We start from the raw sequence: 27,000 nt of genomic DNA on the forward strand, positions 1-27,000 counted from the left end.
GAAGCCCGGTCATTCCCGTTAAGGCAGGGGCGGTCCTGCCCTGGACGTGGCTGTGGCCCGACCAATGATAACCGCGGCGTTGAGCTGGATCCGGACTTCCACGGAGCTATCAGCTGACGTGGTGCACTCGAGCAACTGGGCGCTGTGCCGCGCCGCTACCTCCCTGGCCACGGCACAAGGCTCGCCGGACGTCAGGCCCCGCCAGGCATCAGCGGCCGCGAGCGCTGCCAAGTCTGCCGCTGACGCTGCCCGTCCGGCCATGACCGAAGCCTGCGCAAGTAGCAGCAACATCGACAGGCAAAGCACCAGGACCATCCCAAGCCCGGCGGCCAGCACCGTCCCGGAACCACGCTCCGCATCCTTACTCGCCAACGGAGACACCGATCAGTGAGTTGGGCCAGGCCGTTGCCTCGGTCCGCGCAGTGGCTGTGGCGGACAGCGTCCATGGCACTAGGCCTCCCACCGGGCCGCCTGCCCTGTCAGCCACCGTGACGGTGGACCAGTCTCCGTCAACGGAAACGGAAGCGGCCGCAGTCGCCCCGGCCAGCGAGCGAACCGTCTGAGTCACGGCGGCTGTCTCCCCTCCTCGCGCCAGTTCGCGGGCACCTGCACGGGCTGCCCCCTCCAGCCGCAGTTGGGTTACGCCGGCGGCCGCTCCGGCAAGAAGCAGGGCGAGCAGGAACAGGACTGCGGGAAGGACAACGGCAAACTCGGCAGTCACTGCTCCGCGGGATCCCGAAGGCCCATTGTCCTTCCCGCAGCCTGCGTCACTCATGGGAGGGCTAGTGCCGTACGGATGAGGGTGAGCAGGAACCCACGTACTTCTTCACTGCGGAGCACGAAGACCAGCAGGCCGGCGAATCCGACAGCGGCCAAGGTGGCAATCGCGTATTCCGCAGTGGCCATGCCCGCGTCCGATGCCATGAGTCGGGCGCGGCCGAAGTAGGTGAGCTTGAGCCGCAGGATGGCGAGTCGGTTATTCCTGCGTCGGGCTGTGACCCGGCTACTGCCGGTGCTACTGCCGGCGCTGCTGCCGGGGTAAAGCTCGATGACCTTGGCCAAGGTGCCGGGAGCGTTCGGACCGGTATCAGCTTCATCAGAAACGGTGGTACTGGAAGCCTGCGCCGGGGCGGTTCCGGCGAGCGTTGTGAGTTGTGCGGACATTGCTTTTCCTTTCGTTGCCCGGCGGTTTTACCGGATATGTCGACTCTCCCCGCCCGCTACAGTTCTCCGAAAGCCCCGGTCCGGCCAAGTGGATAACCCGGCCGAATCAGCCCCTGTGGAGGATAGGTCCGGTCGTTATTTCAGCTTCCGGACGGCACCAACGCGAGCAGAACGGGCACCACACCGAGACAGATAAAGGCCGGTAGCGAGCAAAGACCAAGCGGAATAACCAGCTTCACGCCCAGGGAGGCAGCACGCTTTTCGGCCTGCCGGAACCTGTCACGGCGGATGCGCGCGGCTTGCGCGTACAGGATGGAGGCAGAGGGCGCGCCGGTGTACGCGGCGAAGCCAAGGGCATCACGCAGCAGCACAATGTCCGGATGGAGTTTGCTGCTGGTCCGCCAGGCGGTGTCCCAGTCCGCACCAATAGCCAGCGCCGCCACAACGGGCCGGAGCGGTCTTCGAATCTCGTCGACAGAGGCCACTGCCACGAGTTCAAGCGCCCGGCCCAGGCCCGACCCGGCCTCGAGCATTGCCGCCACCAACTCCAGCACCATGGCGGGATCGCGCAATCCGGGCTGTCTTCCAGAGGACCTTGGGTTCCCGGAACGGCTGATGCCATCCTCGGGGATCCCTGTTTCCGGTGCTGACAACCCACGCAGTCTTCGTACCAGGGCGGACTGTGCGGGAAATGACAGCCACGCGGCGACGGCAAGGATCAACGCAATAAACAACGGATTCATCAGCTCAGCCATGGCACCGTTCCCGGACCGGGCGTTGCACCGGTCTCATCCGAGGCCTGCCGCTGCTGAACGGACCAATCTGGCGGACCACACACGGCCGGCGACGGTCAGGAAAGCACCGGCCAGCAGCGCGGCGATCCCGATGGGTGTGTTGAGCAGGATGGCCACCGGGTCAACGCCCAGCGCGGCTCCGAGACCCAGTCCTGTCAGAGGCAGCCAGCTGAGGAGGGTAACGGTGCTTTTGGGTCCGGCGAGCGCCGTTTGCCGGGCTGCTTCGGCGTCGTCCTCCACCTCGAGCTGGGCCGCCAGCCTGCTGAGGACATCGGCGAGCGGACAGCCACTGGCGTCCGCAACATCCATGCAGGCGGCGACGTCGAACCACACCCGCTGTTCACGATTACCAGGCGGGAAGGAAGCCCGCAGGGCAGCAGCCCTGATGGCTGCCGACACCGGAGCGCCAAGCCTGGCGGCACCCCGCGCCGCCGCAAGCACGTCCAATGACGCTCCGCCCAACGTATTGCCGGCCTCAGCGCGCTGGGGCCGGCGGGTATGAGTCACCGTTCGGACGGACTGGCCAGTGGAAAGCCCACCATGGACCAGCATCAGTTCCTCCCAAAGACGGGCCGGATTGCGGCCGCCTTTGAGGAGTGCAGCCATCTGCTGCACCACCAGTGTCATCGCGTCCTGGGATCCCCTGAGACGGGCCTGCCCGCCCGGGAGCCGCGATGCCGCAATTGCGAAAATGCTGGGCATGCCTGGGCGGCTCTGCTTCCCGTTGGCAGCAGCAGTTACAGCAGTAGGAGTATTTGACCGCCACCCCAGCACCCTTCGCACCCGCCGGGTCCCACCCTGCCGCGGCGCCAGCATGAGAGCGGCGGATAACACCAGCAGTCCGGTCAGCAATGCCGGAACCAACACCGTCATGAAGGGGGCCCAAGGACATCGGTGTCCAGCCCGAGACGCGTTGCAAGTATGGTCCACGCCTCCCCCGGACGGGCCTTTCCGTCAACGACCTCCAGCGCGGGCACCACAGCAAGTTCGCCGTCACGATCCATGACGGCGCCTATGCAGCTGAGGCGCCGCCCGTTTGCAGTGCGCTCAACGTGGATCACGACATCCAGGGCGTTCGCTGCCTGGAGCCGCACCGCCTGCTGGTCCAGTCCTGCCAAAGCCCCCAACGCCATGAGCCGGGCAGGGACAGCCATAGCGGTGTTCGCATGGATGGTCCCGCCCCCGCCGGTATGGCCGGTGTTCATGGCCGTGAGTAGTTCACGGACCTCGGCACCGCGGCATTCACCCACCAGCAACCGGTCGGGGCGCATCCGTAGGGCCTGCCTGACCAGCTCCGCCAGGTCAACGCTACCGCCGCCTTCCAGGTTTCCGTGCCGGGTCTCCAATGCCACAACATGTGGATGGACCGGGTTGAGTTCAGCGGCGTCTTCAATGAGGACCAGCCGCTCCCCGGGCGGACATAATCCGAGCAGGGTGGATAGGAGGGTGGTCTTGCCGGAGCCGGTGGCGCCGCTGATCAGGAAACTCAGCCTGCCCCGGATGATGCGCTGCAGGATGTCCTGGACGACGTCCCCGAAGAGCCCGTTCCGCCGCAGCTCTTCAAGTGAAAACACCTGCTCCCGCCGGATTCTGATGCTGAGCAGCGTGCCGACGGTGGAAATGGGCGGCAGGACCGCGTGGACGCGGTATCCGGCCTCGAGGCGAACATCTACGCAGGGAGAGCCGTCGTCCAACCGGCGCCCGCCGGCCGCTACGAGTCTGGCTGCGAGCGCGCGGACGTGCTCCTCCCCGGCGAACGCGGCAGCTGCCCGTTCCAGGCCGGCACCCCTGTCCACCCAGACCGAATCGGGCGCATTAACGAATATGTCAGTAACCCTGGCATCCCGGGTCAGCTGTTGAAGCGGCCCGAGTCCGTTCAACTCGGCACTGAGCCGTTCGGCCACCGCCAGCGATCCTGCAGTTCCAAGGAGGCGCCCCGTCGCCTGGACTGCTGCTGCCACCCGCGACGGCGTGACGGGCCCGGCGTCGGCCATTACTGACTCGCGGACTGTTTCCAGCAACCCTGCGTCCATACTGACCGCGCCAGCACGGCCTGCATCGTTGTGCCGCAATTCACCGGGATCTGGCTGGCGCCGCCGACGGCCAGTTGGTACGCCGTTCATGACATGTCTGCCGGCAGCAGGACATCGTCTACGGCGTCCAGGACACCTGTAGCAAAGCGTCGTACGGACCGCCGCTTCCCCAGATCAAGCAGGCCTCCGGATTCGGTCGCGGCAGCGGTACCCCGAATTTCCGGGATGTAGCCGTGAATGGGTAGCCGCACGGCTTCTGAGATCAGCGCGGCATCCAGTGTTGCCTTCGCTTTTCCCCGCACCAGCATTCCGGTCTCCACAGGCGGGAGTTCCTGCACCAGCCTGGCCGCGGCGACTGCTGCCTTCAAGTGGGGCGGAACGACGATGAGGATTCGGTCGCAGTCCCAGGCGAACTGCTGGAACGGCTCGGCAGCACGGCCAATATCAACCACCACCACCTCAAAGCCGCGCCGAGCCGCGTCCAGGACTCCGGCCAGGGTGGCGCCGGGTATTGCCGCGGACCGCTCACGGCTGCCTGGCCAGGAGAGAAAGGAAAAACCTCCGGCCACTGGCAGAGAATGCCTTAACTGCTCCGGATCTATGCTTCCGCTGGCCTCAGCCAGGTCCGGCCAGCGCAGCCCTGCAGACTCCTCCGCGGCCAGGGCCAGTTCAAGCCCACCGCCCCAGGGATCGCCGTCGACCAAAAGAGTACTGGCGCCCAGTCCTGCCGCGGCTTGGGATAACCAGATGGCCGCGGTGCTGGCGCCTGCCCCGCCGCAACCTCCTGTTACCCCGATGAGCACACCCCCTGCTTCCGGCGACCGGGAGCGCGCAAGGTACTCTGCCAGCCAGCCCGCCGCATCCGGGAGCACTGCAACACGCTCGGCTCCGAGCGCTGCAGCCAGATGCCACAGGCTGTCACCTTCGCCGCTGGTTCCCACCAGGACTGCAGGAGCCCGACGGCGGGGCGGGAGTTCCCTGATATCGCTCCCCACCAGCACGGCTTCTGCCGCATCCCAATAGGGAGCCGCCTGGATCGCGTCGTCCATGCAGCGCAGCTGGCCTCCGGCTGCTGCGACGATCCGCGCCACCTCGTTGCGGAGGAAATCGAATGCCGTCACGAGCAGAATTTCGCCGGACTGCCCCGGCAGCCACGGCTGCTCCCATTGGTCCACCGAGCCACTGCCGCCAACGATTCCGCCGGCAGCACCACCTGCCCCAGCAGCTGCTTGCCTTGGATTCGGATGGACAGTCGGCTGGTAGGGTGCCTGGACCGGGGGTGGCTCCGGGGCTTCCGGCGGCCGTTGATGCCTGTTCATGCAGCCACTGTGCCTGCCGCCGACTGGCGGAGGAAGGGCGTGCAAGTGCTATGTGGAAAACGAAATGCTCCGCCTTCCCTAAGCCGCAGACAGAAGGTCTGTTGGGGAACAGTGGCGAAACAGCGGGCCTCCAAAGGGCGCAGCGGAACCAGACTGTCCACATATCGAAGCGGCTTGTACGAACTGCACGCCGGGAGCGGGCAGAATTGAGCTATGTACCTGCTCCTCGCCTCCCACCCAGACGGGGCGGCCCTGCAGGCACTTACGGCCACCGGCGATCCCCACCCGGACCGCCCCGAACCGCGTGTGATCCGCACGGCCGAACTTCCCGCAGTCGTCCGCGGCCTGGAAACCGCCGGCAGCAGCACCAGGCCGCGCTGGGTGTGGCACCGCACCCTGGATTGGTATCCGCGGTTCCTGGCTGCCGGTGTGGATCTGGAACGCTGCCACGACCTCACGCTGTGCGGCAACATCCTGGCGTTCTCCGAATTCACCATCCATACCGACTACGCACAATCCAGCGAACGGCTTCCAGCGGACGACGGCCTTGTAGAGCCGCCCCGGGTTCTTCGTCCGCCTCCGCCGCCCGCCGACCAGGGTGCACTGTTCGACGAGCCCCGGCACGCTGCGAGCGGTGCAGGAGGTGCAGGAGGTTCCGCCGGCTCCGGCCAGAATCTCGGACTGAAGGACCTGCGCGGTGAGTTCGCTGCCCAGCAGCGGGCCGTCTCAGAGGTCCCTCTGGAGGGGAACCAACGGCACAGGCTCCAGCTCCTGCTCGCCGCGGAGTCGGCCTCCGCCATGATCGCAGCGGAGATGCAGCATGCCGGTGTGCCGTGGCGCGAGGAAGTACATGGCAGCATCCTCGAGGATTTCCTGGGACCGCGGCCTGCCAACGGCCAGCGGCCCGCCAAGCTGGAGGCGCTGGGCAACGAGCTGCGGCGGTTGCTGGACTCGCCCCGGCTCAACCCGGATTCGCCCCAGGACCTGATCCGGGCTCTGCACCGCAATGGCATCGAAGTGAAGTCCACTCGGCAGTGGGAGCTGAAGGGATCGGACCATCCGGCCATCGAGCCGCTGCTTGAGTACAAGAAACTGTCCCGGCTGCATACGGCCAACGGCTGGGCGTGGTTGGACGCCTGGGTGGCGGACGGCCGTTTCCGGCCCGAATATGTGGTGGGCGGTGTGGTGTCCGGCCGCTGGGCATCCCGCGGCGGTGGAGCCCTGCAGATTCCGCGCCAGATCCGGGGCGCAGTGCAGGCTGAACCGGGGCACAAACTGATCGTTGCCGACGCCGCCCAGCTGGAGCCGCGCGTCCTGGTTGCCCTCGCGCAGGACACCAAAATGGCGGAGGCGGCCCGGGACAAGGACCTGTATGCGGGCATCGCGGCACAGGGCTTCGGCGGCGACCGCGCCAAAGCCAAGGTCGCTCTGCTCGGCGCGATCTACGGCGCTACCACGGGTGAATCCGGCCGCCTGATGCCGCAGCTGGCACGGACGTATCCACGCGCCGTCGAATATGTGGAACGGGCGGCCCGGGACGGTGAGGCCGGGCGGACCGTCAGCACCAGGCTGGGCCGGAGCACCCCGCCGCCATCGGAGGCGTGGTACCAGAGCCAGCGTTCGACGTCGGCCGAGGAGCAGCGCCGCGCAGAATCCATCGCGAGGTCGCGGGGAAGGTTCACCCGGAATTTTGTGGTGCAGGGATCGGCGGCGGACTGGGCATCGTGCTGGCTGGCAGAATTACGACGGCGGCTGCGTGCCCTGGGTGCCGGCGGTTCGGTGACCGGCGAACTCGTTTTCTTCCTGCACGACGAGGTGATGGTGCACGCCCCGGTCGCTGCTGTCCCCTCCTGCATTGCGGCGATTGAGGACGCCGCCAACTCCGCCAAGGAGCTGCTGTTCGGGAAGGTTCCAGTGGAGTTCCCTGTCAGCGTGGCCGTTGTGGACTCGTACGACGCTGCCAAGTAGGCAATCAAACCGGGCCGTGCCGCTTGCCGGAGGCCTCGCCCGGGAGGAAACTGTCGGAATGAACGACGCGCAGGCAGCAACAAAAGGCAAGAAAAAGAAGATCAAGCCCGGAGCCGCAATGCTTGCCTACGCCCAACTGCAGCTGTCGGAACTCGACGGGCACCTGGGTCTGGTTGCCGCAGCAGACCCGGAGGCCGTCCACGGCGCGCGGTTGGCCCTGCGCCGCTTCCGCTCAGCGGTCAGTGTCTACCAGGACTTTCTGCCGCCCCTGCCCAAACACGACCGAAAAATGCTCAGGGAGCTGGCACGCAGGCTGGGCGAATCGCGCGACGCCTATGTGATGGCCCGCCGGCTGGAACTGGCCATGGATGCCGGCAACTGGCGGCGCCCAGCCGCCATCCGGGGTTTGATTGGCGCCCTCGGTGCCCACTCGGCGGCCCAGGCGAAACTGTTGGCCACAACAGGTCCTGACCTGGTCGATTGCCGACGCTCAATCCGGAACTTGTTGCAGGCGCTGGAGGCTCAGCCCGGCAAGACCATGGGCAGGAAGAAGGCTCGTGCGGCGCTCCAGTCCAAGTGGGCCGCGGTCCAGGAACAGCTGGAGGCCACCATGGCGGAGGCCCCGGAAGAGGTCCACTTCACGTCCCTCCATGAAACACGGAAGGCCCTGAAGGCGCTACGTTATGCGGTGGAAGCGGTGGCGGAAGCATTTCCTGACTCGGCGAGCACCATCCTGGAACCTGCCATCATCCAGCAACGCCTTCTGGGAGACCAGCACGACGCAGTTGTGGCCCGGTCACGGCTCAACACAGCCGCTGGCCGCCACGCGCTGGATTCCGGCGATGCCGCGGCCCTCGAGGAAATGGAGTCATCGCGGGCCCTCAACGCCGAGGTGGAGTTCTACCGGGCGGCCGGCCAAAACCCTGTTCCGCAGCCGGACGGCGCCCTCACCAAATGAATTCGCCCACACTAATGAGCATCCTCACAACGAAATCGGATACTCCCGGTCCCGGTCCCACGCTACGGTCCAGCACAGCTGGTCGAACAGTTCGTTGAGGATCAGGCCCGTAAACCCCCACACCACCACGTCGTGTACCAGGAACCCAGGGCTTTTGTGGGTCTTCCCGAAAGCGGTAATAGTGGCCGTGACGCGGTTGGCCGGGTCCAGCAAGTCCCGGACCGGAACGCGGAAAACCTGCGCCGACTCGCCGTAGTCCACTACCCGCACCGGTGATGGCGATGCCCACCAGGCGAGAACCGGCCGCACCAGGAAGTTGCTTCGGATCAGGCCCAGCTCGGGCAGCACGCCCAGGATCTCGACGCCGGCAGGGTCCAGGCCTGTTTCTTCTTCGGCTTCGCGGAGGGCTGCCTCCACTACCCCTTCGCCATCGGGCTCGAGACTGCCGCCGGGGAAGGAAACCTGCCCCGGATGTGAATTCAGGCTGTGGGCGCGTTCCAGCAACAGGACGTCCAGGTCCGCCGGAGCGTAGGGTTTGTCCGACTGGGCGGGCACGTCGTCCAGGGCACCAAAGAGGATGAGCACTGCCGCCCGGCGTGCCACGGCCGGGTCCACGGCGTCCGGATCCAGATGCGGATGGCTGCCCGCCCCTTCGCCCGATTCGTGGGTGGCCACCAGCTTCAGCAGATCGTCCCGAACGTTCATCCAGCAGTGCTCTGCCGCTGCGATGCCATCCGGATTTCGGCTGCCCGGTGCGTCTCGGCCAGCAGCTGGGCAAGGAGCGCTTCGTTGCCCGGCGCCAGCTCGTATTTGCGCAGCTTGGCCGCCTTGTCCGGCTCGGTTTCCCCCAACCCATAGCTGGGGCACCAGTTGGCTACGGGGCAGGCCCCGCAGGCGGGCCGACGTGCGTGGCAGACCCGGCGCCCGTGGAAAACCACCCGGTGCGACAACTGGGTCCAGTCCTTGGGTTCAAACAGCGCGGCGACCTCGGCCTCGATGCGAATCGGGTCGTCGGAAGCGGTCCAGCCGAACCGGCGGGCCAACCGGCCGAAGTGCGTATCCACGGTGATACCGGGAATTCCAAAAGCGTTGCCCAGCACAACGTTCGCCGTTTTGCGACCCACTCCGGGAAGCGTCACCAGGTCCTCGAGTCGGCCGGGGACCTCTCCGTCATACTCGTCCACCAGCCGGTTCGCCAACGCCAGCAGGTTTCGTGACTTGGCACGGAAAAAGCCGGTGGGCTTGAGGATTTCTTCCAGGTCGCCAGGGTCCGCATCTGCCAGGTGCCGCGCGTCCGGGTACCGGGCGAACAGCAACGGAGTGATCTTGTTGATGAGGACATCGGTGGTCTGCGCGGAAAGGACAGTAGCCACCAGCAGTTCATACGGGTTGCGGAAGTCCAGCTCGGCATGCGCGTAGGGGTAGGCCAGGGCCAATTCCCGGTTGATCCGCCGTGCCCGCCGTTTGAGTGCCAGCAGCGACTCGCCAGGCACAGCTTTCGCTGCGGGTTGGGTCAGCACCGTCCCGTCAGGTGCAGGACCATCAAGTGCCGGATCGCTGAGTGCAGGCTCCTTCGCCGTCCGGCGTATCCGCTCCGCGGGCGTGCTCATGGTGCTATTAACCCCGCTCGATGTTGCTGAGATCGCGCAGGATCCCGACCCGTCCGTCTGTGTGCTGAACCAGGAATTCGTTCCCGCGGTCTTCAAGGGCCAGCACCCAGCCACCTGGCTCAATCACAAAGGCCGGGGCACCGGTGCGCGGATCAACAGCCGTGCGCGGCTGTGCGACGGCGAACCAGAAGGCCTCGTAGGTGGGCTGCTCATCCGGTTCGGGGCGGCTCGCGGGATCTACGGTGGCACCGATCGGTTCCTGCCGACGGACTTGCGGATTTACCGTGGTGGCCGGCGTGGCGGACCGGCGGTCGGAGGCAGCTTCAGTGTGCTGGACGGCGCCTGTCGCCCGGGTGTCCTGTCCGACTTCAGCCCTGGGAGGCACGACGGCGGACGCGGCCGTGGGTGCCGCCGCTGCGGCGGGTGCAGGAGATGGCGAGGCGGCGGGTCGATCCGCGGTACCGGCGTCGTGAGTTCCACCCTGGGACTTCCCGGCGTCAGAGTTTCCTGCCTCAGACCGTCCGGTCACAGAGGCTACGGCGGACGCAGTCTTTGCGGCAACAGCCCTGAGGGTTGCAGCAGGGCCGGAAGGAGAAGCCGCAGCATTACCATGTTCCCGGGCACCCGGGTTGGGCACCTTAACCTCACGGGGCTTCCGTGCCGGAACTGCGGAATCGCGGGCAACAACGTGGGCGGGCGTCTCTGCCCGGTTCAGGAAATCGCGGCTGAAGAAGGGGATGAACCGGCCCAGAACAGTGGCGGCGAACAACAGGATGGCACCGAGCAGGCCAAGAAGCATCGTTGGCTCAAAGGAGGCCGCAGCGGCCAGGAAGAAGAAGCCCAGGGTGTACGACGCAGTGACGGAAGCGAACTGGTCAATCGACAACGAGCCGATGCGCAGGCTTGTCTGCGGGGTCAGCCGGCGGGCTACAAAGAGTGCCACAACTATAAGCGGCAGCAGGATGCCCAGTGCCAGGGAGAACAGGCTGCCCAGGTTCCAGAGATTGTAGGTTCCGGCGAACAACGGAAGCAGGGAGGCCACGAAGAGCAGGAGTCCGGCGGCAAAAACCGCGAGGTCACGAGGGGTGAAGGGGCCCAGCACTGCCTGGGACCGGGCGCCGGATCCAACCGGCGCTGACGCACCGGGCGTGGCCGCGGCAGTCGGTGTCACACCAGTCGCCCCCGAAGCGGCCGCGCTTGTACCAGCGCCCGGCGTTGGTGCGCCGTCCCGGGGCGCATCAGTGTGGGCGGGGCTTGGGTTGTTCATTCGGTTCTCCTTAACGTGGCGCCACAGTCCAGGCGTTTCGGTGGTCACCGGCTCGCTCAAGCTCCGTGCCACATAATCACGATTACAACTCAGCCTAGTCAACGCCCCTGACGATCACTAGCCGGGCAACCCCCGCCAATGGCGGAACGGCAGCGTTCGGCAACGGCAGTGACACCTGTTTCTGCAGCCGCCCGGGGTGCCATTCAACGCATAATAAACGCCACTCACGGCTCCCCCTGTGATCAGCAGCACAGCGCCATGTGGCGGAGGCGATAGTCTGTCAACGGAACAGCTCCTTACGGGGTGCCGTGTCCGGAGCCGCAGCCCAGCGAAGTGCCGGTGGCATGTGCCTAACCGCGGCCAGGACACACAGCATTCCGGGTGGCAAAGAACGACGAATGATGAGGTTCACTATGTCCCAGGACATCACCCAGCCCGGTGCCGCCGTCGACGCCGGATCTTCCGTGCAGGCCGACCAGCAGGGCGACGCTTTCGAGAACCTGCTCCATGAACACCGCAGGTTCGAGCCCTCCCCCGAATTCAAGGCCTCCGCAGTCGTCACCGAGGCCGACTACGCGGAGTCCGAAGCGGACCGCCCGGCTTTCTGGGCCAAGAAGGCCCGTGAGCTGCTCACCTGGAACAAGGACTTCACCGAGACGCTTGACTGGTCCAACCCGCCGTTCGCCAAGTGGTTTGTGGGCGGCGAAATTAACGCCGCGTACAACGCGCTGGACCGCCAAGTGGAAAACGGCCTGGGCGACCGGGTCGCCATCTACTTCGAAGGCGAGCCCGGCGACACCCGCCAGTACACCTACGCGCAGCTCACCGAAGAGGTCAAGAAGGCCGCCAACGCCTTCGAATCCCTCGGCGTTGCCAAGGGAGACCGCGTCGCCGTCTACCTGCCCATGATCCCAGAGGCCGTCATCACGTTGCTGGCCTGCGCCCGGATCGGTGCGATCCACTCAGTGGTGTTCGGCGGTTTCTCCGCCGATGCCCTCCGCTCCAGGATTGAGGACGCCGAAGCCAAGCTGGTGGTCACCGCTGACGGCACGTACCGCCGCGGCAAGCCGAGCGCCTTGAAGCCTGCCGTGGATGATGCCCTCGCCCGGGACGGCCACAGCGTACAGAACGTCATCGTGGTCAAGCGCAACGGCCAGGACGTGGACTGGCACACGGACCGCGACCTCTGGTGGGACGAAACCGTAGGCACGGCGTCAACGGAACACACCGCCGTCGGGCATGACTCCGAGCACCCGCTCTTCATTCTCTACACCTCCGGGACCACGGGAAAGCCCAAGGGCATCCTGCACACCACAGGCGGTTACCTCACCCAGGCTGCCTACACGCACAAAGCAGTGTTCGATCTGCACCCGGAAACGGACGTGTACTGGTGCACAGCCGACGTCGGATGGGTCACCGGCCACACCTACGTCACCTACGCGCCGCTCATCAACGGCGCCACCCAGGTGATGTACGAGGGCACCCCGGATTCGCCGCACCAGGGCCGCTGGTGGGAAATCGTGGAGAAGTACAAGGTTTCCATCCTCTACACGGCGCCTACGGCCATCCGGACGTTCATGAAGTGGGGACGCGAGATCCCGGACAAGTACGATCTGTCCTCGCTGCGTCTGCTGGGCTCGGTGGGCGAATCCATCAACCCTGAAGCCTGGATGTGGTACCGGAAGGTCATCGGCGCAGACAGGACGCCCATCGTGGACACCTGGTGGCAAACCGAAACAGGTGCCCAGATGATCGCCCCGCTGCCCGGAGTCACGGCCACCAAGCCTGGCTCCGCGCAGGTTCCGCTTCCCGGCATCGCCGTGGATGTTGTGGACGAGATGGGCGAATCGGTGCCGAACGGCCATGGCGGCTTCCTGGTGATCCGGGAGCCCTGGCCGTCCATGCTCCGCGGCATCTGGGGCGATCCGGAACGCTTCAAGGACACGTACTGGTCCCGTTTCGAGGCCATGTACTTCGCAGGCGACGGTGCTAAAAAGGACGAAGAAGGTGACATCTGGCTCCTGGGCCGCGTGGACGACGTCATGAACATTTCCGGGCACCGGCTTTCCACGACGGAGATTGAATCAGCGCTGGTGAGCCACCCCGCCGTGGCGGAAGCCGCCGTCGTTGGTGCTGCAGACGAAACCACCGGACAGGCAGTGGTGGCGTTCGTCATCCTCCGCGGGGACGCCGTTGACTCCGGAGATGAAATTGTCCAGGAACTCCGCAATCACGTGGGCAAGGAAATCGGCCCGATTGCCAAGCCCAAAACCATCCTGGTGGTCCCCGAGCTGCCCAAGACCCGCTCCGGCAAAATCATGCGGCGCCTCCTCAAGGACGTGGCCGAGGGCCGCGAAGTCGGCGACGCCACCACCCTCTCGGACAATACCGTCATGCAGCAGATCGCCACTTCCCTGCGGAAGTGACATAAAGGGCGACAGCAACAAAAAATAACGACGGCGGCGCTTCCCGGGTATGGGCGGCGCCGTCGCCGTATGCTGGGGGCAGTCCTGCTGATCGACCGAAGGAACCGCCCGATGCTCCCTGCCGCACGACACCAGGTCATTGTGGACGCCGTCCAACGGGAACGGGTGGTCCGCGTGTCCGACCTCGCGCAGCAGCTGGGTGTCTCGCTGATGACCATCCGCAGGGATATTGAACTCCTGGAAGAATCCGGGCAGCTTGAGCGCATTCACGGCGGGGCCAAGCTGCCCGGTGGCGCCAGCACCCACGAACCGGGCTTCGAACTGAAGTCCACCCAGCTGATGGCAGAGAAGCGGGCCATGGCGGGGGAAGCCGCCGCGCTGGTGCAGGAAGGCATGGCCGTTGGCCTGAGCGCCGGCACCACCACCTGGGCACTGGCAGAACAGCTGGTCCACGGCCCGCGGATTACCGTGGTCACCAACTCCATCCGGATCGCGGATCTCTTCCACCACGGCTCCTCGGCGGGGGCGGCCCGTTTCTCCTCCACCGTGATCCTGACCGGAGGAGAGCGCACGCCGTCGGACGCCCTGGTTGGGCCCATCGCCACCGCAGCGCTGCGGCAGCTGCACCTGGATGTTCTGTTCCTGGGCGTGCACGGCATGGACGAGGCAGCCGGCTTCACCACCCCCAACATCCTCGAGGCTGAAACCAACAGGGCATTCGTGGCCACCGCACGCAAGGTAGTGGTGCTGGCTGACCACAGCAAGTGGGGCACGCTTGGCATGAGCAGCATTGCCGACCTTGAAGACGCCGACGAGGTCATCAGCGACGACGGACTCAGCCCCGAGGCCCAGCGCATCCTGGGCGAGCGGGTTGGCAAGTTGAGGATCGCCCGGCTGGCCGCTCCCGGACTAGATTGGACATCATGACTGACGCGCCTTCCTCCTCCGACGCCGGCACTGCCGCCTCCAGCTCCATTCTTGTGATCAACGGCCCCAACCTGAACCTGCTCGGCACCCGCGAACCGGAAAAGTACGGCACGTCCACGCTGGCGGACGTCGAGCAGCTTGCCATTGAGGCCGCTTCCGCGCATGGCCTCACCGTGGATTGCGTCCAGTCCAACCACGAAGGCGACCTGATCGACGCCATCCACGCGGCGCGGGGCACCGCCCTCGGAATCGTCATCAACGCCGGCGCCTACACGCACACCTCGGTGGCACTGCGTGACGCGCTGGCCGCCGTGGAGCTTCCCGCCGTCGAGGTCCACATCACCAACGTGCACCAGCGCGAGGAATTCCGGCACCACTCCTACCTCTCCCCCGTGTGCACAGCGGTGATCGTGGGCGCGGGCGTGCAGGGTTACCGGCTGGCCATCGACTTTCTGGCCACGCAGCGCTAACCCGTCTGCTGCTTACGGCGGCGCTGCCTACTTCTGGATACAGGGCCCTGGCGCCACCGGGGCGTTCAAGGCCGGTGCCTGCTCCACCAGCGGCGCAAGGTCCGCCATGGTGATGGCGAAGCCCAGCTCCTCGTCAGAGGTGGTCTTGGCGAAGACAACGCCCGCCACAGTCCCGTCCATGGTCAAAAGCGGGCCACCGGAGTTTCCGGGCTGGACGTTGCCGGCGATCCGGTAAACCTCCTGCGGCGCCGCGTTGTTGCCGTAAATGTCCGGCACCAGCACGGTCACAATGTCCTGGACACTTGCCGGCTGAGCCTGGAACGGGCCGCCATGCGGGTAGCCGGAGAACGCCGCTGTTGAGCCCGGGGGGAGGTTTCCGCCGAGAGTCAGAGGATCCGCCGGCAATCCCCCCACGGAAAGCACGGCAAGATCGTTCACGGTGTCGAAGTGCACCACTGAACCGGGCAGCGCGCCCACGCCCGGGATCTCTACCACCGGCTGCGACACGCCCGCCACGACATGCGCGTTAGTGACCACTTTCCCTTCCGCCACCACAAACCCGGTGCCGGTCTGGTTCTGGCCGCATTGGAAGGCCGTACCCGTGATTTTGAGCACCGAGCGCGCTGCTTCCTTCAGTGCCGGCGTGTCCGTGCTGGCATCTGGAATCACGGCGGGCTGGCCCTGCCCGAATCCTTCGATCAGAGTGGGGATCCCGTCCCCGATCACCACGGACCTCAGCTGTGCCACGGTGGCTTTGACGGGTGTGGGAGTGGCTCCGTCGATGAAGCGGATCACCTTGGATTCAGCCAGTTGCTGGGACAGGAAGGGCACGCCCAGGGTGCTGACGCTGAACGCCAGCATGGACATCACCAGCGCAGAGACCACCACGTTCACCAGACCGCCTACCAGTCTGTCGATTGCACGCAGGGGCTGGATCCGCACCACGCCGCGAATTTTCCGTCCGATCATGGTCCCAATGCCGTGGCCCATCACTACCAGTACGACGGCGGCAGCTACGACGGCGGTCAGGCGCCAGTCGGGGTCGGAGACGAGGCTGCTGACGAGGGGGATGGCCAGGAAGGCGGCGATGGCACCTGCCGCGAATCCGGCGATGCCCCCAACAGTAACGAGGAATCCGTTGCGCAGGCCATAAAACAGGTACGAAATCAGGGCCAGGATCAACGCCAGGTCCAGAAGGGTCAGGCCAAACACAAAGGCTCCTCACAAAGGGGTCAAGCCCCAATTCTAATGTTCATCTCTGACAATCAGCCCCAAACCAGGTCCCTGACGGGCCTTCGGCGAGCGTTTCGCGTGCCAAGTACGTCACAGACACTTGAAAATTCTGAAACAATGGCAAAAGCGTCACAGCCGACTTATCAATTCAGGAGATTTCATGGACATCGAGGTACTGCGCCGAGCGCCCCTTTTCGCCACGCTGGACGACGAAGCGTTCCGTCTGCTGACAGATGAGCTGACAGAGGTGGACCTTTCGCGCGGTGCGTCGGTATTCCGTGAGGGCGACCAGGGGGACCAGCTGTACTTCATCGTTTCCGGCAAGGTGAAGCTGGGCCGCACTTCCCCTGACGGCCGCGAGTCCCTGCTGGCCATCCTCGGCCCGGGTGAACTGTTCGGCGAGATGGCGCTGTTCGATCCGAGCCCCCGCACGGCAACAGCAACGGCAGTCTCGGAAACCCGGCTCGCCGGCCTCCGCAATGACAGCCTCAACACCCTGCTGCGCACCCGCCCGGAAGTGTCCGCCCAGCTGCTCCAGGCACTGGCCCGCCGGCTCCGTCGCACCAACGATTCACTGTCAGACCTCGTGTTCTCCGATGTTCCGGGCCGTGTGGCCAAGGCGTTGCTGGACCTCGCAGACCGTTTCGGCCGCCCGGCAACGGACGGCGTGCTGGTGGCCCACGAGCTCACCCAGGAAGAACTTGCCCAGCTGGTGGGTGCCTCCCGCGAAACTGTGAACAAGGCCCTCGCCGAGTTCGTCCAGCGCGGCTGGCTGCGCCTTGAGGCCCGTGCCGTCGTCATCCTGGACATGCAGCGCCTGCGCCAGCGCTCCCGGTAATTCTCAAAGAAACGCAAAAAAGTAAGGCCGGCACCACGCAATGGTGTCGGCCTTACTTGTGCCCGCTGGCCAAGCCCGTCGAGACCCCGGCGGTCGAGCCCCTCGAGACCCCGCTGGTCGAGCCCGTCGAGACCCCGCTGGTCGAGCCCGTCGAGACCCCGCTGGTCGAGCCCGTCGAGACCCCGATGGTCGAGCCCGTCGACACCCGATGGTCGAGCCCGTCGACACCCCGGCGGTCGAGCCCGTCGACACCCGATGGTCGAGCCCGTCGACACCCCGGCGGTCGAGCCCGTCGACACCCCGGCGGTCGAGCCCGTCGACACCCCGGCGGTCGAGCCCGTCGACACCCCGGCGGTCGAGCCCGTCGACACCCCGATGGTCGAGCCCGTCGAGACCCGATGGTCGAGCTTGTCGAGACCCTTTATCCACATAGGCAACCCAGCACCTTCCTGAACCCAGGATACCGAGCAGAATTGACGCATGCCATTTGCCTACATGCTCCGCTGCTCGGATGGCTCCTACTATGTGGGCAGCACGCAAAACTTGGAGATACGGCTAGCCCAGCATCAGACAGGTGAAGGGGCTGCGTATACGCGCCGTCGTCGGCCTCTGGAACTTGTCTGGTTTGAAGAGTACGTGCGAGTTGATGAGGCCTTCGCGCGGGAGAAACAGGTCCAAGGGTGGAACCGGGCCAAACGGGAAGCACTCATAGCTGGGCGCTACGCCGACTTGCCGGGGCTTTCGGTAAGCCGCAGTTCCCAGGGACGGCGATAGGTCTCGACAAGCTCGACCACCAGGTTGGGTGTCCAGGTCTCGACAAGCTCGACCACCAGGTTGGGTGTCCAGGTCTCGACAAGCTCGACCACCAGGTTGGGTGTCCAGGTCTCGACAAGCTCGACCACCAGGTTGGGTGTCCAGGTCTCGACAAGCTCGACCACCAGGTTGGGTGTCCAGGTCTCGACAAGCTCGACCACCAGGTTGGGTGTCCAGGTCTCGACAAGCTCGACCACCAGGTTGGGTGTCCAGGTCTCGACAAGCTCGACCACCAGGTTGGGTGTCCAGGTCTCGACAAGCTCGACCACCAGGTTGGGTGTCCAGGTCTCGACAAGCTCGACCACCAGGTTGGGTGTCCAGGTCTCGACAAGCTCGACCACCAGGTTGGGTGTCCAGGTCTCGACAAGCTCGACCACCAGGTTGGGTGTCCCAGGTCTCGACAAGCTCGACCAACAGGTTGGTGTCCCAGGTCTCGACAAGCTCGACCAACAGGCGTTCTAGGTCTCTACAAGCTCGACCACCAGAAACAAGCTCGACCGCCGGAACGCCTGCTTAGCGCTCCCGCTGCGGCTCTCCCGCGACCGTCTTAGCGGCCTCTACCTCGAGCAGCAGCTTGCCGTCTTCTTCGACCAGGCGCGGCTGATAGACATGGGCTTTGCGCTTGTAGCTGAGGTAGGCGATGCAGCCGTTGGCGTTCGCCATCTTCTCGAGCATGATCTCGGAGCCCGGTACCAGGAGTTCGCCCAGCGTGTGGCCGACGGTGTTGGGCTGGCCGACTTCGTCGCCCAGAGCGGAGGTGTCGCGGGTGGCCATGGTTGCGGCCGGGCTGACCCATCGGCCCCATACCCCCTTCCCCTCAAGCAGGGTGGGTTGCTGGTTCATGGGCACTGTGGCGGCGAAGTAGCGGGTGTTGAACCGGCGGTGCGCGAAGTCAGGACTCAGCCAGTTCACCAGTGGCCTCAGCAAGTCACTGCGGACAGAGAGTCCGCGCTTGGCAAGGACATCGGTGAAGGACTTTTCCTGCTCGGCCACGGCCCTCCGGGCACGCATCCAGTCTGGAGTGAAGGTCGATTCCACGGTGGTGGAGAGGTCCGTTCCCGCGAGCAGCACGCCGGTTTCCTCGAAGAGTTCACGGATGGCGCCCACCACGTGGCGGCGCGCCAGCCCGACGTCGGTGGTTCCCATCAGCTCGGCCCACTGCTGCGGCGACGGACCCAGCCAGCCTACGGAGTCGTCGTCGGACGGTTCCAGCGAACCACCCGGGAACGCCAGAACGCCCAGCGGCGAGGATCCCGGCCGGTAGGCCAGCCAGGTTTCCAGGCCGTTGGGCGAGTCGCGGAGCAGGACTACGGAGGAGGCAAAACGCGCCGCCCGGGCTGTCCTTTCACCGTGCTCCAGCCAGCTCTGCGCCGAGCCAACAAGCTCTGCGGGCAGAACAAACAATCTTCTGGCTAGCTGAGGCAAAGGAAACCGGTCCTAGCTGAATTCGGCAATCAGTTCGACTTCCACCGGGGAGTCGAGGGGCAGGACGGCAACACCGACGGCGGAACGGGCGTGCTGCCCGGCTTCGCCGAAGACCTGGCCAAGGAGCTCTGAGGCACCGTTGATCACGCCGGGCTGGCCGGTGAAGGAGGCGTCCGAGGCAACGAAGCCAACAACCTTGACGATCCGGGTGATGCGGTCCAGATCGCCAATAACGCTCTTGATTGCGGCCAATGCGTTGACGGCACAGATGGCGGCATACCGCTTGGCATCTTCCGGTGTGATGGTGGCCTCATCCGAGGCACCCTCGCTACCGGAGGATACTTTGCCGGTTCCTTGGAGTTTGCCGTTAATAAAAGGCAGTTGGCCGGAGGTATAAACGTGGTTCCCGGAGATGATCGCTGGCACGTAGGCGGCTACCGGGGCGGCAACCTCCGGAAGTTCCAGCCCAAGACCGGCAAGGCGCTGTTCAACGGCGGATACCGGGGCTGCGGGTACGCCGGAAGTGGCCTCGGAAGAGGTAGTCATGGCTACTGCTTCTCCCGCTTAAGGTAGGCCACAAGTCCGTTGCCGTCAGGCCCGGGGACCACCTGGACAAGCTCCCAGCCGTCCTCGCCCCACTGGTCCAGAATCTGCTTGGTGGCGTGAATGATGAGCGGAATTGTCGCGTACTCCCATTTGGTCATGAGCTAAAGCCTAGCCCTTGCCGGTAAAGTGGAAAACATGGCGACTCGCAACAACCCACTTTTCGACACAGCTACCACCTTGGGCAAGTTACTCGGCTTCCTGGGTGTTAGTGCCATTTGTGGTGTCCTCGTGGCGGGGCTTCTGGTTCCCGCTGCTGCTGTGAGCGGCACAGCCGCCAGCAGTTCCATCGAGTTTTTTGATGCCCTTCCTGCAGAGCTCCAGGTGGAGCCGCCCAGCCAGTCCACCAAGGTCCTGGCTGCGGACGGAAGCGTGATCGCCACGCTGTTCGACCAGAACCGGATTCGGGTTGGTCTGGACCAGATTTCCCCTTATATGCAGGAAGCCGTGATCGCGGTTGAGGACAGCCGGTTCTACGAACACGGCGGCGTGGACACCACCGGTATTCTCCGGGCCGTGGTTGCCACCGCCCAGGGCAACCGGCAGGGTGCCTCCACTATTACCCAGCAGTATGTCAACAACGTCCTCAACTCGAAGCTTGAGGCAGAAGGTAACGACGAGGACATCCTCCTGAACGGTGTCAACAAGGGTGTTGGCGACAAACTCCGCGAGATGAAGCTGGCCATTGCGCTGGAAAAAGAATTCACCAAGGAGCAGATTCTTGAGGGTTACCTGAACATTGTTTTCTTCAACGTCAACGCCTATGGCATCGAGGCTGCGTCCAAGCTGTTCTTCAGCACCAGCGCCAAGGACCTGACGCTGGCTCAGGCTGCATTGCTGGCAGGCCTGGTGAACAGCCCGTCAGCCTTTGATCCCATCGCCAACCCGGAGGCCTCCCAGCAGCGCCGCGACCTGGTGCTGGGTCTCATGTTGAACCAGGGAAAAATCACCCAGGAAGAGCACGACGCCGCCGCCGCCACTCCGGTGGAAACGAACGTCACGCCCACCCGGCAGGGTTGTTCCTACGCCTCCATGGCTCCCTACTTCTGTGACTACGTCGTCAACCTGCTGCTGAACAACCCGGCCTACGGGGCCACACCCGAGGAACGCGGCAATGCCATTCGCCGTGGCGGCCTCACCATCACCACCACGCTTGATCCGGTGGCCCAGAACGTTGCCCAGGTCCAGGCGGATTCCGCTGCCGGCGCCAACCCGGACAAGTGGGGTGCCTCCATGGTTTCGGTGCAGCCGAACACGGGCAAGATCGTCACCATGGCCCAGAACACCGTGCCCCTGCCGGCGGACGGGAAGTTTGACCAGACCCAGAACTTCAATGTGGACAAACTGGACAAGGACGGCAACGACCTCAACGGCCTGGGCGGTTTCCAGCCCGGCTCTACCATGAAGCCATTCACTCTCGCCCAGTGGCTGAATGAGGGCAAGTCGCTGAGTACCAGAGTCAACGCCGCTCAGCGCGTCTACCCCCCGGGCTTCCCGTGGCGGAACACCTGCCCCACCCCGGTGGATGGCTTCTATTCAAAGGCTGCGGGAAGCGAGGACCTCCAAAACGCCGAGCCCCAGTGGTACCGGTCGTTGGATGTCCTTGACGGATTCAAGAACTCCATCAACACGGCTACCTTCGCTTCCGCTGCCCAGGTGGACCTGTGTGGAATCCAGAAGATTGTTGACGCAGTCGGCATCCATGGCGGTAACCCCATCGGCGATGACCCCAACCCGCAGGTGCCTATGACGCGCCTTGCCAACCTGATTGGCTCCACGCAGACGGCTCCCCTGACCATGGCCGCCGCGTTTGCCGCGTTCGCCAATGACGGCCGCTACTGTGAGCCGATTGCTATTACCTCCGTCACGGATCCCACAGGGGCGCAGCTGCCGGCGCAGTCCAGCAATTGTGTCGACGCCGTCAAACCAGAGGTAGCCCGCGGCGTTGCCTACGCAATGCAGGAGGTTATGAACTCTGGCTCTGGCGCGCTGATCCAGCCCCGGCTTTCCACCCGGACCGCCTTCCCGATCGCGGCCAAGACCGGGACGAATGACACGAACGGTTCCACCTGGGTGGTCGGCTACACCACGGGACTGGCCACGGCTGCCTGGTTCGGCGATCCTTTGGGGAACCAGAGCCGCATGGGGCGAGACCTGACCATCAACGGCAACTTCTACGAGTTCATTGACGGTTACATGATTGCCGGCCCCATGTTCACCACGTTTATGCGCGACGTTGCACCGGGCTATGGAACGGCAGCCTTCACAGCGCCGCCCAGCAACTTGGTCTCCGGTGCTCCCGCCCGGTCATCGGCGCCTGCACCCCGGGCACCCGTAACGAATGCCCCGGCGCCGGCCGCACCGCCCGCTCCGGCTGAAGAGCCCGACAATAACGGCAACGGCAACGGCGGGGACGACTAACACGTATGGCTGACGGAATCTCGTTCCCGGCCAGGACCCGCTCCCTCGGCCGCGGACTGGCGGGAACCGCCGGGGTGGGTGCCGCCGTCGGGCTTGCTGCCTTTGGTTACGGCCTCTGGGAGAAGAACCAGTTTGTGCTCCGCGAGGAGTCACTGCCGATCCTGCCGCCCGGCCAACGGCCGCTCCGGGTCCTGCACCTGAGCGACATCCATTTTGTCCCGGGCCAGCGGGTCAAGGCCGAGTGGCTGAAGTCCCTGGCAGAGCTTGAACCGGACCTGGTAGTCAATACCGGGGATAATCTGAGCCATCCCTCCGCCATTGACCCGCTGCTGGAGGCGCTGGCCCCGCTGCTGCGGTTCCCGGGTGTGTTTGTTCCGGGTTCCAACGACTATTTCGCGCCGTCACTGAAGAATCCGGCCTCCTACCTGCGGGGCCCGTCCAAGGTTCCCTTGGAGCCGAAGAAGCTTGACTGGCCGCGACTGCGCTCCGGGTTCGGGATGGCCGGCTGGGTAGACCTGACCAACCGCAACCAGTCCATTCCCCTGAACGGCATGCGCTTCGATTTCTCCGGTGTGGACGACCCCCACCTGAACCGGGAGCGGTACGCCGGATGGCCGCGCGGAACCCGTGGCCAGAACAACAAGCCGCACCTGCGCGTCGCTGTCATCCATGCGCCCTATCAACGGGTCCTGGACCACTTCACCGAAGAGGGCGCTGACCTGCTGCTGGCGGGCCACACGCACGGTGGCCAGCTTTGCATCCCCGGCTACGGCGCGCTCGTGGCCAACTGCGACCTCCCCACCTGGCGGGCCAAGGGCCTCAACGACTGGGAAAGCAACGGAAGTACGACGCCGGTCAACGTCTCAGGCGGCATCGGCACCTCACGCTTCGCTCCGGTCCGGATCGCGTGCAGGCCGGAAGCGGTGCTGCTGACGCTCACCTCCCCCGCAGAGGCGTAGTTGCCACGGACCTCTTGAGACCCACTTCACAAAAGGCTCTGAATCGTATCAGTCCATGGCATAGGGTAGTTGCTAGGGGAAACTACTCGATAGAGGCTTGAGAAGCGGCATGGCGAAGACGCAAGGTTCATTTTTCACATCAATCAGCCGTCTATATCCACACATGAGGCCCATAATGCCCAGACTGGTCATGGGACTGGTCTGCGCATTGTTGGCGAGCGTTGTGGCATTAGCTATCCCGCAGGTGCTGCGGGTCCTGATCAACGAAACCCTCCACGCGGGTGGTGCCACCACAGCTGTGTGGATCGCGGCCGGCATCGTGCTGGTGCTGGGCGTGGCAGAAGCAGGCCTCGTGGCCCTGCGGCGTTATTTCGTGATCAATCCCGCCACCACAGTGGAGACCCGGATGAGGGTGTCCCTGTACCACCACCTGCAGGACCTGACGGTGTCCTTCCACGACCGCTGGGGCTCCGGGCAACTGCTGTCCCGCGCCATGACAGACCTCAACTTCCTCCGCCGCTGGATGGCTTTTGGCGCGATCATGCTGGTGGTTACCAGTATTACCGTCATCCTCGGCATCGCGGTGATGTTTACCATGAGCTGGCAGCTGGCATTGATCTTCCTCGCAGCCGCCGTCCCGATCATGATCAAGGCCTTCCAGTTCCGCACCCGGTTCAGCAAAGTGACCCGGCTCAGCCAGGACCAGGCCGGAGACCTCGCAACAACTGTCGAGGAATCCGTGCACGGCATCCGAGTCCTGAAGGCTTTCGGCAGGAGCCGCGAAGCCCTGGAAAACTTCAACGAACAAGCCGAGGAATTGCGGCAGACCGAGATCGTGAAGGCGAAGCAGCAGGCCACCTTCACCCTGATCGTCACGCTGCTGCCCGAACTGGCTCTCGGTACGGGACTGGTAGCGGGGGTGATGCTGGTGGCCGATGGCAGCCTCAGCATCGGGGCGCTGGTTGCCTTCTTCGCCACGGCTGCTGTGATCGCCACTCCCGTGGAGTTCTGTGGCACCCTCCTGGCCATGGCACTCACCGCCAAGACCGCCGTCGACCGCCATTTTGAGGTCATGGATTCGGCCAACACCATCACCAGCCCGGAGAATCCCGTCCGTCCGGCAGAGGTGCGGGGTGCGCTCGCCTTCAACAACGCCACTTTCGCGTTCGAGGATGCGCCGGACAAGCCCATCCTGAAGGACATCAACCTTGAGGTCCGGCCCGGCGAAACGATGGCCCTGGTAGGCATCACGGGCAGCGGCAAGAGCGCACTGATCCAGCTAGTTCCCCGCCTCTACGAGGTCACGGAGGGTTCCATCACCATCGACGGCGTGGACCTCCGGGAGTTCGACGTCGGCGAGCTGCGCCGCGTCGTCGCCGTCGCCTTCGAAGACACCACACTTTTCTCCAATTCAGTCCGGGACAATGTGCTGCTGGGTGCTCCGGAGCCCAGCGAAAAGGCGCTCGACGAGGCGCTGGACGTGGCGCAGGCGCACTTTGCATACGCCCTGCCGGACGGTGTGGACACGCTGATCGGCGAGGAAGGCCTGAGCCTGTCCGGCGGGCAGCGGCAGCGCATCGCATTGGCCCGCGCCATCGCCGCGAAGCCCCGCGTCCTGGTGCTGGACGATCCGCTCTCCGCCCTGGACGTCAACACCGAAGAACTGGTGGAGGCCCGACTGCGCGAGGTGCTCACCGGAACCACCACCCTGATCGTCGCGCACCGCCCCTCCACCGTGGCACTCGCAGACCGGGTGGCGTTGCTCGAGGAAGGCCGGATCACTGCCGTCGGCACGCATTCGCAGCTTTTGGCTTCCAACCCTCACTACCGGTACGTGATCGCCAGCCTGGAAACAGAACCACGTGACCTCGATTCAGAACTATCAGACCTCGACGACGAGGCAGAGGAATCCATTCGATGAGCACCGCAACGTTCGGCACCGCCAACGAGGACAACGCCCACCTCAGCAAGAGCGACAGCAAGGCAGTACGACGCCGGTCCCTCGCCTTGCTGGGATCCCTGATCCATCCCCTCCGGGTCAGGTTCTGGCTCACGATCGTGATGGTGGTGGCTTCCCAGGCCGCCCGGGTGGCCGGACCGGTGCTGATTGCCTTTGGCATCGACCGGGCCCTCCCCGCCCTGCAGGCCGGGGACAACCTGCCTCTGGTGCTGACCGGCGTCGCGTATCTCAGCGCAGCCGTCATTGCAGCAGTGTTGACCTCCCTGTATGTCACGTCCACGGCCAAACTGAGTCAGGCCATGCTCCTGGACCTGCGCGTACGGGTCTTTCAGCACACCCAGCGCTTGAGCCTCGAGTTCCACGAGAACTACACCTCGGGACGCATCATCGCCCGGCAAACGTCCGATCTGGAGGCGCTGCGCGAACTGCTTGATTCCGGCGTAAGCTCGCTGGTCTCCGGATTGCTGTTTATGGTGTTCACTGCCGTCACCATCTTCGCCCTGGACTGGCGCAGCGGGCTGCTGATCCTGGCAGCCGGCGTGCCCATGTATTTCCTGTCGCGCTGGTACCAAAAGCACTCACAGATCGCATTCCGCCAGTCCCGCGTGGTCTCCGCCCGGCTGATTGTGCACTTCGTGGAGACCATGACCGGCATCCGCGCCGTGAAGGCTTTCCGCAAGGAGCGCGAAAACGCCGGCAAGTATGGCCAACTTGCCGAGGACTACCGCCTGGTGACAGTCCGCTCCATCAACCTCAATGGCGTCTTCCAGCCAGGGCTGGTGCTGATCGGCAACATTTGCGTCGCCGTCGTCCTGCTCCTGGGCGGGTTCCGGGTCCTGACCGGCGGCCTGGAGGTAGGTGTGCTGCTGGCCCTGATCCTGTCCACCAAGCGGTTCTTCCAGCCCGTGGACCAGATGGCCATGTTCTACAACTCCTTCCAAAGTGCCCAGGCTGCCCTGGAGAAGGTTTCCGGGCTCCTTGAAGAGATCCCCACCGTCCGGCCGCCCAAGAACCCGGTAGTGCTCAAAGAGGCCAAGGGCGCCATCGACTTCAACGACGTCGAGTTCGGCTACGGTACCGGCCCGCTGGTGGTACCCAGGCTGAACCTTCACATCCCGGCCGGACAGACCGTCGCTTTGGTGGGACAGACCGGTGCCGGAAAGTCCACGCTGGCCAAGCTGATCGCCCGGTTCTACGACGTCTCGGCAGGCTCCGTCACACTTGATGGCGTGGATCTGCGGAAACTGGCCACACAGGACCTCCGGCACAACATCGTGATGGTCACCCAGGAGGCGTTCCTGTTCAGCGGCTCGGTAGCGGACAACATCGCCTTGGGCCGGCCCACTGCCTCCCGCGAAGAAATCGAGGAAGCCGCCCGGGCCGTGGGCGCCCACGACTTCATCATCGAGCTGCCCGAAGGTTACAACACGGACGTCAACAAGCGCGGCGGGCGGGTGTCCTCCGGACAGCGCCAGCTGATCAGCTTCGCCCGTGCCTACCTTGCCCGCCCGGCGGTGCTGATCCTGGACGAAGCCACGTCCTCGCTGGACGTCCCCTCCGAGCGCCTGGTCCAGACAGGCCTGTCCCGGCTGCTTGCCGGCGTCTCCGGAGGCGCAGGCAGGACTGCGTTGATCATCGCGCACCGGCTCTCCACCGTGGAGACTGCGGACCGTGTGCTGGTGGTGCACGACGGCCAGGTAGTGGAGGACGGCACGCCGGCAGAACTGATCGGCGACGGCGGACGGTTCGCCCAGCTGCATGGGGCCTGGAAGGACTCGCTCGTCTAAGCCCCGGAGCAGGATTCGTCCTCTC

General features: G+C 65.0%; 26 protein-coding genes. 11 read left to right on the forward strand and 15 right to left on the reverse strand.

Translation table 11 applies throughout. From position 1 onward, the window contains the following. Nucleotides 1-18 precede the first annotated feature (18 nt). The 7 genes from ACWA13_RS14730 to ssd form a co-directional block, all read right to left on the reverse strand. Nucleotides 19-381, reverse strand: a complete 363-nt coding sequence (locus tag ACWA13_RS14730) for an Rv3654c family TadE-like protein (protein WP_463934921.1) — start codon at nucleotides 379-381, stop codon at nucleotides 19-21. After that, nucleotides 362-775: a TadE family type IV pilus minor pilin gene (locus ACWA13_RS14735; RefSeq protein WP_463934922.1), complete on the reverse strand. Its 414-nt coding sequence runs from the start codon at nucleotides 773-775 to the stop codon at nucleotides 362-364. The genes ACWA13_RS14730 and ACWA13_RS14735 overlap by 20 nt, the downstream gene beginning before the upstream one ends. After that, a complete protein-coding gene (locus ACWA13_RS14740) occupies nucleotides 772-1,164 on the reverse strand; it encodes a DUF4244 domain-containing protein (protein WP_463934923.1) in 393 nt (130 codons plus the stop codon). The genes ACWA13_RS14735 and ACWA13_RS14740 overlap by 4 nt, the downstream gene beginning before the upstream one ends. A 140-nt stretch (nucleotides 1,165-1,304) precedes the next feature. Then, a complete protein-coding gene (locus tag ACWA13_RS14745) occupies nucleotides 1,305-1,919 on the reverse strand; it encodes a type II secretion system F family protein (RefSeq protein WP_463934924.1) in 615 nt (204 codons plus the stop codon). A 33-nt stretch (nucleotides 1,920-1,952) separates the two neighbouring features. Next, nucleotides 1,953-2,831: a type II secretion system F family protein gene (locus tag ACWA13_RS14750; protein WP_463934925.1), complete on the reverse strand. Its 879-nt coding sequence runs from the start codon at nucleotides 2,829-2,831 to the stop codon at nucleotides 1,953-1,955. Then, a complete protein-coding gene (locus ACWA13_RS14755) occupies nucleotides 2,828-3,991 on the reverse strand; it encodes a TadA family conjugal transfer-associated ATPase (RefSeq protein ID WP_463937945.1) in 1,164 nt (387 codons plus the stop codon). Before ACWA13_RS14755 ends, ACWA13_RS14750 begins: the two co-directional genes overlap by 4 nt. Nucleotides 3,992-4,077: 86 nt before the next feature. Then, on the reverse strand, nucleotides 4,078-5,310 hold the full coding sequence (ssd, locus tag ACWA13_RS14760; protein WP_463934926.1) for a septum site-determining protein Ssd: 1,233 nt from the start codon (nucleotides 5,308-5,310) through the stop codon (nucleotides 4,078-4,080). A 213-nt stretch (nucleotides 5,311-5,523) separates the two neighbouring features. Between ssd and ACWA13_RS14765 the strand changes: the two genes are divergently transcribed. Together ACWA13_RS14765 and ACWA13_RS14770 are read left to right on the forward strand one after the other, a co-directional pair. Beyond that, nucleotides 5,524-7,278 (forward strand): bifunctional 3'-5' exonuclease/DNA polymerase, encoded by a 1,755-nt coding sequence (locus ACWA13_RS14765; RefSeq protein WP_463934927.1) that lies wholly within the window; start codon nucleotides 5,524-5,526, stop codon nucleotides 7,276-7,278. Between the two features lie 58 nt (nucleotides 7,279-7,336). Beyond that, nucleotides 7,337-8,236 (forward strand): CHAD domain-containing protein, encoded by a 900-nt coding sequence (locus ACWA13_RS14770; protein WP_463934928.1) that lies wholly within the window; start codon nucleotides 7,337-7,339, stop codon nucleotides 8,234-8,236. Nucleotides 8,237-8,260: 24 nt separating this feature from the next. Here the strand turns inward: ACWA13_RS14770 and ACWA13_RS14775 are convergent, their stop codons facing one another. From ACWA13_RS14775 to ACWA13_RS14785, 3 genes are read right to left on the reverse strand one after another with little or no spacing between them, the layout of a single operon-like run. Beyond that, entirely contained in the window at nucleotides 8,261-8,941 is a 681-nt protein-coding gene (locus tag ACWA13_RS14775) for an NUDIX hydrolase (protein ID WP_463934929.1), read from the reverse strand. Continuing rightward, nucleotides 8,938-9,846, reverse strand: a complete 909-nt coding sequence (gene nth / locus ACWA13_RS14780; protein ID WP_463934930.1) for an endonuclease III — start codon at nucleotides 9,844-9,846, stop codon at nucleotides 8,938-8,940. The genes ACWA13_RS14775 and nth overlap by 4 nt, the downstream gene beginning before the upstream one ends. Before the next feature lie 7 nt (nucleotides 9,847-9,853). Continuing rightward, entirely contained in the window at nucleotides 9,854-11,113 is a 1,260-nt protein-coding gene (locus tag ACWA13_RS14785) for a hypothetical protein (RefSeq protein WP_463934931.1), read from the reverse strand. Nucleotides 11,114-11,526: 413 nt separating this feature from the next. Between ACWA13_RS14785 and acs the strand changes: the two genes are divergently transcribed. The 3 genes from acs (at nucleotide 11,527) to aroQ (ending at nucleotide 14,936) form a co-directional block, all read left to right on the forward strand. Further along, a complete protein-coding gene (gene acs / locus ACWA13_RS14790) occupies nucleotides 11,527-13,539 on the forward strand; it encodes an acetate--CoA ligase (protein WP_463937946.1) in 2,013 nt (670 codons plus the stop codon). A gap of 111 nt (nucleotides 13,540-13,650) precedes the next feature. Next, the gene (locus tag ACWA13_RS14795) at nucleotides 13,651-14,466 is read left to right on the forward strand and encodes a DeoR/GlpR family DNA-binding transcription regulator (protein ID WP_463934932.1); all 816 of its coding nucleotides are present in this window, start codon (nucleotides 13,651-13,653) and stop codon (nucleotides 14,464-14,466) included. Beyond that, complete coding sequence (aroQ, locus tag ACWA13_RS14800) at nucleotides 14,463-14,936, forward strand: type II 3-dehydroquinate dehydratase (RefSeq protein ID WP_463934933.1); 474 nt, start codon at nucleotides 14,463-14,465, stop codon at nucleotides 14,934-14,936. Before ACWA13_RS14795 ends, aroQ begins: the two co-directional genes overlap by 4 nt. Before the next feature lie 27 nt (nucleotides 14,937-14,963). Here the strand turns inward: aroQ and ACWA13_RS14805 are convergent, their stop codons facing one another. Next, nucleotides 14,964-16,148 carry a MarP family serine protease gene (locus ACWA13_RS14805; protein ID WP_463934934.1) on the reverse strand — a complete coding sequence of 395 codons (1,185 nt, stop codon included), beginning with the start codon at nucleotides 16,146-16,148 and terminating at the stop codon, nucleotides 14,964-14,966. A gap of 181 nt (nucleotides 16,149-16,329) precedes the next feature. Between ACWA13_RS14805 and ACWA13_RS14810 the strand changes: the two genes are divergently transcribed. Both ACWA13_RS14810 and ACWA13_RS14815 read left to right on the forward strand, forming a co-directional pair. Next, nucleotides 16,330-17,007 carry a Crp/Fnr family transcriptional regulator gene (locus ACWA13_RS14810; RefSeq protein ID WP_330187139.1) on the forward strand — a complete coding sequence of 226 codons (678 nt, stop codon included), beginning with the start codon at nucleotides 16,330-16,332 and terminating at the stop codon, nucleotides 17,005-17,007. Nucleotides 17,008-17,502: 495 nt separating this feature from the next. Beyond that, on the forward strand, nucleotides 17,503-17,781 hold the full coding sequence (locus ACWA13_RS14815) for a GIY-YIG nuclease family protein (protein WP_463937947.1): 279 nt from the start codon (nucleotides 17,503-17,505) through the stop codon (nucleotides 17,779-17,781). Here ACWA13_RS14815 and ACWA13_RS14820 read toward each other — a convergent pair. The 4 genes from ACWA13_RS14820 to ACWA13_RS14835 all read right to left on the reverse strand — a co-directional run bounded on the left by ACWA13_RS14820 (nucleotide 17,727) and on the right by ACWA13_RS14835 (nucleotide 19,949). Next, nucleotides 17,727-18,224: a hypothetical protein gene (locus ACWA13_RS14820; protein ID WP_463934935.1), complete on the reverse strand. Its 498-nt coding sequence runs from the start codon at nucleotides 18,222-18,224 to the stop codon at nucleotides 17,727-17,729. The genes ACWA13_RS14815 and ACWA13_RS14820 overlap by 55 nt on opposite strands. Nucleotides 18,225-18,333: 109 nt before the next feature. Next, nucleotides 18,334-19,245: an NUDIX hydrolase gene (locus ACWA13_RS14825; protein ID WP_463934936.1), complete on the reverse strand. Its 912-nt coding sequence runs from the start codon at nucleotides 19,243-19,245 to the stop codon at nucleotides 18,334-18,336. Between the two features lie 12 nt (nucleotides 19,246-19,257). Continuing rightward, nucleotides 19,258-19,791 (reverse strand): RidA family protein, encoded by a 534-nt coding sequence (locus ACWA13_RS14830; protein WP_463934937.1) that lies wholly within the window; start codon nucleotides 19,789-19,791, stop codon nucleotides 19,258-19,260. A gap of 2 nt (nucleotides 19,792-19,793) precedes the next feature. Next, entirely contained in the window at nucleotides 19,794-19,949 is a 156-nt protein-coding gene (locus ACWA13_RS14835; RefSeq protein ID WP_009359196.1) for a DUF4177 domain-containing protein, read from the reverse strand. A 37-nt stretch (nucleotides 19,950-19,986) separates the two neighbouring features. On the opposite strand from ACWA13_RS14835, the gene ACWA13_RS14840 reads away from it, so the two are divergent. The 4 genes from ACWA13_RS14840 (at nucleotide 19,987) to ACWA13_RS14855 (ending at nucleotide 26,975) form a co-directional block, all read left to right on the forward strand. Beyond that, entirely contained in the window at nucleotides 19,987-22,269 is a 2,283-nt protein-coding gene (locus ACWA13_RS14840) for a transglycosylase domain-containing protein (protein WP_463934938.1), read from the forward strand. A gap of 5 nt (nucleotides 22,270-22,274) precedes the next feature. Continuing rightward, nucleotides 22,275-23,228, forward strand: coding sequence for a metallophosphoesterase (locus tag ACWA13_RS14845; protein ID WP_463934939.1), 954 nt, complete (start codon nucleotides 22,275-22,277; stop codon nucleotides 23,226-23,228). Between the two features lie 109 nt (nucleotides 23,229-23,337). Continuing rightward, nucleotides 23,338-25,149, forward strand: a complete 1,812-nt coding sequence (locus tag ACWA13_RS14850) for an ABC transporter ATP-binding protein (protein ID WP_463934940.1) — start codon at nucleotides 23,338-23,340, stop codon at nucleotides 25,147-25,149. Next, entirely contained in the window at nucleotides 25,146-26,975 is a 1,830-nt protein-coding gene (locus ACWA13_RS14855) for an ABC transporter ATP-binding protein (protein WP_463934941.1), read from the forward strand. Before ACWA13_RS14850 ends, ACWA13_RS14855 begins: the two co-directional genes overlap by 4 nt. The last annotated feature ends 25 nt before the right edge of the window (nucleotides 26,976-27,000 follow it).

It is taken from the genome of Pseudarthrobacter sp. TRD_SC_9 (assembly GCF_055361265.1).

Coding starts and splice junctions, on each gene's coding strand:
- nth (WP_463934930.1), bottom strand. CDS start 9,846: ATGAGCACGCCCGCGGAGCGGATACGCCGGACGGCGAAGGAGCCTGCA.
- ACWA13_RS14785 (WP_463934931.1), bottom strand. CDS start 11,113: ATGAACAACCCAAGCCCCGCCCACACTGATGCGCCCCGGGACGGCGCA.
- ACWA13_RS14830 (WP_463934937.1), bottom strand. CDS start 19,791: ATGACTACCTCTTCCGAGGCCACTTCCGGCGTACCCGCAGCCCCGGTA.
- ACWA13_RS14855 (WP_463934941.1), top strand. CDS start 25,146: ATGAGCACCGCAACGTTCGGCACCGCCAACGAGGACAACGCCCACCTC.
- ssd (WP_463934926.1), bottom strand. CDS start 5,310: ATGAACAGGCATCAACGGCCGCCGGAAGCCCCGGAGCCACCCCCGGTC.
- ACWA13_RS14740 (WP_463934923.1), bottom strand. CDS start 1,164: ATGTCCGCACAACTCACAACGCTCGCCGGAACCGCCCCGGCGCAGGCT.
- acs (WP_463937946.1), top strand. CDS start 11,527: ATGTCCCAGGACATCACCCAGCCCGGTGCCGCCGTCGACGCCGGATCT.
- ACWA13_RS14795 (WP_463934932.1), top strand. CDS start 13,651: ATGCTCCCTGCCGCACGACACCAGGTCATTGTGGACGCCGTCCAACGG.
- ACWA13_RS14815 (WP_463937947.1), top strand. CDS start 17,503: ATGCTCCGCTGCTCGGATGGCTCCTACTATGTGGGCAGCACGCAAAAC.
- aroQ (WP_463934933.1), top strand. CDS start 14,463: ATGACTGACGCGCCTTCCTCCTCCGACGCCGGCACTGCCGCCTCCAGC.
- ACWA13_RS14755 (WP_463937945.1), bottom strand. CDS start 3,991: ATGGACGCAGGGTTGCTGGAAACAGTCCGCGAGTCAGTAATGGCCGAC.
- ACWA13_RS14745 (WP_463934924.1), bottom strand. CDS start 1,919: ATGGCTGAGCTGATGAATCCGTTGTTTATTGCGTTGATCCTTGCCGTC.
- ACWA13_RS14770 (WP_463934928.1), top strand. CDS start 7,337: ATGAACGACGCGCAGGCAGCAACAAAAGGCAAGAAAAAGAAGATCAAG.
- ACWA13_RS14765 (WP_463934927.1), top strand. CDS start 5,524: ATGTACCTGCTCCTCGCCTCCCACCCAGACGGGGCGGCCCTGCAGGCA.
- ACWA13_RS14735 (WP_463934922.1), bottom strand. CDS start 775: ATGAGTGACGCAGGCTGCGGGAAGGACAATGGGCCTTCGGGATCCCGC.
- ACWA13_RS14810 (WP_330187139.1), top strand. CDS start 16,330: ATGGACATCGAGGTACTGCGCCGAGCGCCCCTTTTCGCCACGCTGGAC.
- ACWA13_RS14750 (WP_463934925.1), bottom strand. CDS start 2,831: ATGACGGTGTTGGTTCCGGCATTGCTGACCGGACTGCTGGTGTTATCC.
- ACWA13_RS14775 (WP_463934929.1), bottom strand. CDS start 8,941: ATGAACGTTCGGGACGATCTGCTGAAGCTGGTGGCCACCCACGAATCG.
- ACWA13_RS14835 (WP_009359196.1), bottom strand. CDS start 19,949: ATGACCAAATGGGAGTACGCGACAATTCCGCTCATCATTCACGCCACC.
- ACWA13_RS14840 (WP_463934938.1), top strand. CDS start 19,987: ATGGCGACTCGCAACAACCCACTTTTCGACACAGCTACCACCTTGGGC.
- ACWA13_RS14845 (WP_463934939.1), top strand. CDS start 22,275: ATGGCTGACGGAATCTCGTTCCCGGCCAGGACCCGCTCCCTCGGCCGC.
- ACWA13_RS14850 (WP_463934940.1), top strand. CDS start 23,338: ATGGCGAAGACGCAAGGTTCATTTTTCACATCAATCAGCCGTCTATAT.